This is a genomic window from Kitasatospora sp. NPDC057542 (genome assembly GCF_042801945.1).
Taxonomy (GTDB): domain Bacteria; phylum Actinomycetota; class Actinomycetes; order Streptomycetales; family Streptomycetaceae; genus Kitasatospora.
The window spans coordinates 1-2,925 of sequence record NZ_JBHVFE010000709.1 but is presented as its reverse complement, the minus strand read 5'-3'; the positions used below and the strand labels follow the sequence as shown (position 1 = coordinate 2,925).

Annotated in this window: 2 protein-coding genes; both read right to left on the bottom strand. The window is 74.8% G+C overall.

The window, feature by feature from the left end:
* Positions 1-31: 31 nt before the first annotated feature.
* Complete coding sequence (locus tag ACFU7Y_RS42480; RefSeq protein WP_380771795.1) at positions 32-1,405, bottom strand: carotenoid oxygenase family protein; 1,374 nt, start codon at positions 1,403-1,405, stop codon at positions 32-34.
* 61 nt (positions 1,406-1,466) lie between these two features.
* On the bottom strand, positions 1,467-2,925 hold a 1,459-nt coding region (locus tag ACFU7Y_RS42475), incomplete at its 5' end, for an MFS transporter (RefSeq protein WP_380771793.1).

Here is a 2,925-nt window from a genome sequence, read left to right as displayed (position 1 = left end):
GCCGGGAGCGGTCGGTGGAGGTACGGGGGTGTTACGCGAGGGCGGTGTCGGGAATCCAGGAGCCGTGGATCATGGCGGGCACCCGGCGCGGGAGGTGGACGGTCGCGACCGGGGGGAGGGTGAGGTCGGAGGCGTCCAGGACGAGCAGCTTCGAGGCGTTCACGTTCAGATCGCTGACGACGGTGAGCAGCCAGCCGGCGTCCTCGTCGGCGTCCGGGCGCTCGTCGGCGGGGACGAACACGGCCTCGCTGGGCAGTTGCCCGGTGCCGACCGGGAGCAGTTGACGCCCGCCGGTGCGGCGGTCGTACTTGACCAGGGTGTGGTCGCCGACACCTCGGTCGTCGGGGAAGGAGAGCGCGTACTGGTAGCGGTGCTCGCGGCCGAGGAACGCGTCGTTGATGGTCGGGAACTCCACGGTGAGGTCGTCGGTCTGCTCCTCGCGGACCCGCCCGGCCGCCAGGTCCACGACCCAGCGGCGGCCGCGGGAGCCGGAGTTGGGCTCGGCGCCGCGGTCGGGGGCGCCGACCCACCAGTTCCACGAGCGCTGCCAGCCGTCCCGGCCGACCGACGGGCCCTCGACGACGATCCGCCCGGCGGCGTCCTCGTAGGCGTTGGCGAGGTGCATCGCGTAGCCGGCCTCGATCGGGAACCAGCGGACCCCTGCTGCCCCGCCCTCACCGCGCGGCATCACGCCGAGCCGCGCCGCCTGGCCGTCGCTCCAGCCGTACGGGATGCCCGACTGGTCGGCCGGGTCGAAGGTGACCGAGCCCTCCAGGAAGACCACGTGGTGCTCGGTGATCGCGAAGTCGTGCTTGAGCGCGGCGCTCGCGCCCGGCACCTCCTGACTGGTGAGCACGGTGCCGTCGGGCGAGGAGACATGGTGGATCAGGTAGGGCGGGAACGGCGAGGAGGCGAAGAAGTGCAGTTCGCCGGTGAGCGGATCCTCCTTGGGGTGGGCGGTCATCGCGGAGGTGAGCCGGCCGTTCCAGTCGTAGGCGCCGACGGTCTCCAGCTCGGCGGTCAGCTCGAAGGGGAGGGCGGACTCGCAGAGGGCGAGCAGGCGACCGCCGTGTTCGATGACGTGGGTGCCTGCGGTGGAGACGGTCAGGTCGGGGCCGTGTTCGGTGAGGTACGGGGCGCCGTCGAGGGCGGGGGTCTTCACCCAGCGGTTGCGGTACCACTCGGCGCGGCCGTCGCGGAGCCGGATGCCGTGCACCATGCCGCTGCCCTTGAACCAGTGGGTGGGGGTGATGCCGGGCTTGGGGTTGTGGCTGTTGCGCATCAGCCGGCCGGTCAGCTCGGGCGGCAGGTGGCCGTCGACGGTCAGCTCGGTGGCGGTGAGCTCGTCTGGGACGGGGGCGTAGTGGCCGGTCAGGTAGGGCTTGGGGGCGGAGGCGGCGGTCATGGGAGAGGTCCTCTCGTGAGCGGTGCGGGCAGGTAAGGGCGGGGCTCGGGGGTTCGGGGGCTCAGCCGGCGGTGGCGGCGCGGTGCGCGCCCTCGGCGGTGGCCCTGAGGTGGTCCAGCCAGCGCTCCAGGGACTCGCGCAGCGCCTGCTCCAGCGCCTCGGGCATGGCGTCGACGGCCGGTCCGCTCCAGGACTCCTCCGTGCGGACGGTCACCCGTCCGTCGCCGGCGGCTTCGAAGGACCAGACGTGGATGCCTTCGATGCCGTTGGCGGGGCCGCCCCAGACGATCCGGCGGCCGGGGGCGAGTTCGCGGACGGTCGAGGTGATGTCCAGGCCGTGGGTGCGCCAGGTGAAGGAGGTACCGGGGCCGGTGAGCGGGCCGCCGTCGAGGCGGGCCTGCTCGACGTCGGGGTTCCAGCTCGGCCAGGCCTCGACGTCGGTGTGCAGGGCCCAGACGAGGGCGGGCGGGGCGTCGACGGTGATGGCGAGGCGGACGACGACGGGGGCGGTGGTGTCGATGGTGTGGGTGTGGGTGGGCATCGCGTGGTCTCCCTGGTGGTGGGTACGGACGTGGTGGGCGTGACGGGTACGGACGTCGCGGGTCCGGGCGGTGGGGCGCGGGTGGCGGAGCAGGAGGAGGGCGAGGGCGGCGGCGAGGGCCAGGACGAGCGCGCCGCCGAGGAACGCGGCCCGGTAGCCGGCGGTGAGGGCGTCGAGGGGCGGTCGGGTGGGTGCGGCGCCTGCGGTGACGGCGGCCGCGAGGGTGCCGAGAACGGCGAGGCCGATCGCGCCGCCGACCTGCCGGGTGGTGTTCACCAGACCGCCGGCCAGACCGGAGTCGGTCGGCGCGACACCAGTGACGGCGATGCCGGTGAGCTGGGCGAAGGCCGCGCCGAGACCGAGGCCGACGGCGATGCTCGGGCCGAGCAGGTCCAGGGCGAAGCTGCCGTCTGCGGAGATCCGGGTGAGCCAGAGCAGTCCGGCCGCCCCGATGAGCAGCGCGGCGGCCGGCACCGGGGCCGCACCGAACCGGCGGGCCGCCCGGGGGGCGAGCCAGGAGCCGGCCATGTTGGCGGCGGCGAGCGGGAGTTGGCCGAGTCCGGCGGCGAGCGGTCCGTCGCCGAGCACCCGCTGCTGGTAGAGCGGCAGCAGGTAGAACAGGGCGATCCAGACGGAGCCGAGCAGGGCCATCAGCAGGTTTCCGGCGGCGACCCGGCCGGTGCGCAGCAGGCGTGGGGGCAGCAGCGGGTGCGGGTGGCGGCGTTCGAGGCGGACGAAGAGCGGCAGCAGGGCGGTTGCCGTCGCGAGCGCGACGAGCACCTGGGGGTCGGTCCAGCCGGTGCGGCGGGCGGCGGTGAGCGCCCAGACCAGGGCGGTCAGGCCGAGGGCGGCGGTGGCCGCGCCGGGGAGGTCCAGCCCGCCGGCCACCCGGCGCGCCGGCGGGTCCGGCAGGACCACGACGGCGGTCGCGGCGAGTACGAGGGCGGCGCCTAGCGCGGAGGCGTAGTAGGTCCACGGC

Coding starts and splice junctions, on each gene's coding strand:
- ACFU7Y_RS42480 (WP_380771795.1), bottom strand. CDS start 1,405: ATGACCGCCGCCTCCGCCCCCAAGCCCTACCTGACCGGCCACTACGCC.